Raw genomic sequence first — 3,696 nt, 5'->3', positions numbered from 1 at the left:
CCCGGGCCGTCGAGCGCGGCGGCGCCACCGCGGCCGGGCTGACGGCGGGCCTGTTCGATCTGCTGACCGCGCAGATACCCGGGGCCCGGGCCCCGGTGGCGCGGGTGAGCACCCGCCGCCCCGGGGGGACCCCCCCACCCGGTGGGCGCCCCCCCCCCCCGCCGTTCGTTCCGGACGGGGTGGAGCCGCGGAACCGGGCCGGACGGGGGTTTGGCCGCCCCGGCCCCGCGTCCGGCGTCAGGAGTCGCGTCGAACAGCCTCGACGCGACGGCGCCGGAGCACCATGCCGGCCCAGCCCACGCTGATCGCGGCGGCGCCGGCCAGCAGCAGCGGGCCGGTGGCCGACGTGCCGACGGCCGCGGCGGCGGTCGGGATCACGGCGCCGGCCGGGGAGTTGGGGTCGCCGCCGTGGCCGTGGTGGGCGACCGTGGACTTGGGTGCGTCGGCCGCGATCTGCGCGTCGCTGGGCGCGGCCGGGGCCTGCGCGGCGAGCGCCGAGACGGCCGGGGCACCGGCCGCGGTGGCCGCGCCGAAGTCGACGTCGGAGCAGCTGTAGAACGCCTCCGGGCTGTCGCTGCGCTGCCAGACCGTGTACAGCAGCTGGCGGCCGGTGCGCTGCGGCAGGGTGCCGGCGTAGGTGTAGAAGCCGTTGGTGGCGGTGCGGTCGACCTGCACCTGGGCGACCGGCGTCGGGTCGAGGTCCGACCACTTCAGCGGCTTGGTGGGGTCGTAGCCCGGCTTGGTGATGTAGACGGTCTGGGTGCCCACGTGGGGCGCGGTGGTGCGGAACTGGAAGGTGAAGGCGCCCGCCTTGACCGCGGTGGCCGGCCAGTCGGTGCGCGGCCAGTCCAGGGCCTGGTACTTGTCGCGGTTGGCCGAGCAGAGCTTGCCGTCCGGGATCAGCGCCTGGTGGTTGCCGGCCGCGTTGGCGATGTTGACCTCGTTCCAGTCGTACAGCGGCTGGGTGCCGCTCGCGGCGACGAGGTCCTTGCAGATCTGGGACACCGGGTGCTCGGGGCCCTCGGCGTAGCAGGCGGCGACCCGGCTGACCGGGTTGGTCATGGTGCCGTGGGCGCTGGCGGTGCCTGCGGTGGAAACGGCCACCGCGAGGGCCGCGGCGCCGACCGCGCCGACGGACAGGGCACTTCGCTTGATGGACATGGGGTGGGGACTCCTTGACCGTCGTTCCGGGCGGGTGTGGGGGGGAGCGGACACGCCTGCCCGTTCGGGGGCCGCCGGCCCGGACCGCGGCCCCCTGGCCAGAGCGTATGATTGGTCTGGACCAGCTGGCAATAGTCGTGCGTGCCACGCTTCCTGACGGACTGTAGGCCCCCGAACAGGGCAAAGGCCCGACGGAACGGCCGGGTTAGGCGTTCCATCGGGCCCGCTTAAGGCTCCGGAAAGGTCGTCGGACGGCCGTTCGGGCGGTCAGGCCGCCGCCGGCCGCAGGCCGGTCACAGGAACGCCTTCCCCTCGCCCCGGTACGTCGGGACGGTCCGGACGATCCGGTCGCCCTCGATCAGGCGCAGTTCGGTGAAGCGCTCGCACAGTTCGCCCGCCTTGGCATGCCGGAACCAGACCCGGTCGCCGATCAGCAGGTCGTCCGCGGCCGCGCCGAGCAGCGGGGTCTGCACCTCCCCGGCGCCCTCCATCGGGTCGTAGCGCAGCCCCTGCGGCAGGTACGGCACCGGCGAGCGGTCCGGGCCGGCCGCGCCGGAGGCGGGGTAGCCGCCGCCGAGCACCGTCACCACGCCGACGCCGGGGCGGCGCACCACCGGCTGGCCGAACAGCGCGGCCGGACGGCCTTGGAACGAGCGGTAGTTGTCGAACAGCCGGGGCAGGTAGAGCCCGGAGCCCGCCGCGACCTCGGTGACCGCGCGCTCGGCCACGGTGGACTCCACGCTGCCGGTACCGCCGCCGTTGACGAACTCCAGCTCGGCCACCCGCCGCAGCCGCCGGACCACGGCCGCCCGCCGCTCGGCCAGTTCGGTCCTGGCCCTGGCCTGCATCAGCCGGATCAGCTGCGAGCGCAGCGGCCGGCCGGGCACCTGGTCGCCCACCCCGGCGACGTGCCCCTCGTAGGCCATCAGGCCGACCACCCGGAAGCCCCGGCGGTGCTGGACGAGTTCGGCGAAGGCGCCGAGGTCCTCGGGGGTGCGCAGCGGGGAGCGCCGGGCGCCCACCCGGACCCGCCCGCCGAGCAGGTGCAGCGCGGTGTCCAGCTCCAGGCAGACCCGGACCTCGGCGTCGCCGCCGCGGGCCTTGTCGATCAGGTCCAGCTGGGCGGGGTCGTCGAGGACGACGGTGACCTCGTTGGCGAGCGCCGGATCGGCGGTCAGCTCGGTGTACCCGGACCGGTCGGCGGAGGGGTAGGCGAGCAGGACGTCGCGCACGCCGGTACGGGCCAGCCAGAGCGACTCGTCGAGGGTGTAGCTCATCACCCCGGCGAAGCCGTCCACGGCCAGCGCGCGGTCCAGCAGCGCCCGGCAGCGCACCGACTTGCTGGCCACCCGGACCGGCTTGCCGGCGGCCCGGCGCACCAGGTCGGCGGCGTTGGCGTCGAAGGCGGCGAGGTCGACGACGGCCACCGGCCCGTCCAGGTGCGCGGTGGCCCGGTCGTACCGGAGGCGGTCGGAGACCGGGGTGGGGGCGGTCGCGGGTGCGTCGAGGATCACCATGGGCGCAGGGTGCCACACCGCACTACCGGTGGGTAGGCCCCGCGTGCAGGGAAATGGGGCGGCTCGCGCGCGGTGGCATAGGGTCGGGCGGGTGGACCGCAAAGACTTCTCCAACCCGGCGTTCGTCGGCAAGGGCATCCCGAACCCCGGCTTCTCCGACGACGACGGCACCGCCGACCCGGCGCTCGCCGAGGCCCTCGCCCGCTGGTCGCAGGACCGCGCGGCCGAGCCGGAGGTGCTGGCGGCGCTGACCCCCACCCGGCTGATGGTCCCGATCGTCGCGATCCTCGGCGAGGTCGAGGTGGACGCGCACGGGCACAAGCACGAGAAGACCAGCGACATGGCCGTCCCGGTGCTGGAGGCCCCGGACGGGCGCCGCGCGCTGCCGGCCTTCACCTCGCTCGACTCGCTCGCCCGCTGGCGTGCCGACGCCCGCCCGGCGCCGACGGCGGCCCCGCAGGCCGCGATGGTCGCCTTCTCCGAGCGCGCCGACACCCTGCTGGTCGACCCGGCCGGGCCGGTGCCGTTCCAGCTGAGCGGTGCCCGGCTGCGGGCGCTCGCGGAGAACCGCCCGTTCCTGCCGCCGGCCCGGGACCCGGAGGTGCGCGAGGCGGTCCGCGGGCTGCTGGCGGCCGAGCCGCAGGTGCTCACCGGGCTGCTGGCGGCCTCGGAGGGCTCGGACGGGGTGCTCGCGGTGGTGTTCGATCCGGCGCTGGACCAGGACGGGCTGCAGGCGGCCGTGCAGCGGGTCGGGCGGGCGGTGGCCGCCGACCCGGTGCTGCGGGTGCGGCTGGACCGCGGGCTGGACCTCGCGGTGCTGCCGGCGAGCGCGGAGCTGCCGGGGGAGCCGCTCTACCGGCGGTAGGGAGCGCTAGGAAGCGGTAGGGAGCCGTAGGAAGTGCGTCGGGGGGGGGGGGGGGGGGCGGGCGCTCGCCGCGCGCCCCCCCCCCGGCCGGGGGGGTGTGGGGGGGGGGGGGCTGTGTCGGCAGGCGCGGCGCCCGCGGCGCGGGGGGGCGGT

Annotated in this window: 3 protein-coding genes; 1 reads left to right on the top strand and 2 read right to left on the bottom strand. The window is 76.5% G+C overall.

Translation table 11 applies throughout. The features are described from left to right. Window positions 1-237 precede the first annotated feature (237 nt). Complete coding sequence (locus ACFV6D_RS03770) at window positions 238-1,161, bottom strand: lytic polysaccharide monooxygenase (RefSeq protein WP_380558194.1); 924 nt, start codon at window positions 1,159-1,161, stop codon at window positions 238-240. A 293-nt stretch (window positions 1,162-1,454) separates the two neighbouring features. Beyond that, window positions 1,455-2,678, bottom strand: coding sequence for an alanine racemase (locus ACFV6D_RS03765; protein WP_380346455.1), 1,224 nt, complete (start codon window positions 2,676-2,678; stop codon window positions 1,455-1,457). Window positions 2,679-2,769: 91 nt separating this feature from the next. Between ACFV6D_RS03765 and ACFV6D_RS03760 the strand changes: the two genes are divergently transcribed. Next, window positions 2,770-3,543 (top strand): SseB family protein, encoded by a 774-nt coding sequence (locus tag ACFV6D_RS03760; RefSeq protein ID WP_363372883.1) that lies wholly within the window; start codon window positions 2,770-2,772, stop codon window positions 3,541-3,543. The last annotated feature ends 153 nt before the right edge of the window (window positions 3,544-3,696 follow it).

Source organism: Kitasatospora sp. NPDC059812, assembly GCF_042732075.1.
Lineage (GTDB): Bacteria > Actinomycetota > Actinomycetes > Streptomycetales > Streptomycetaceae > Kitasatospora.
The sequence above is the reverse complement of the archived record's forward strand: the minus strand, read 5'-3'. Positions and strand labels throughout refer to the sequence as shown.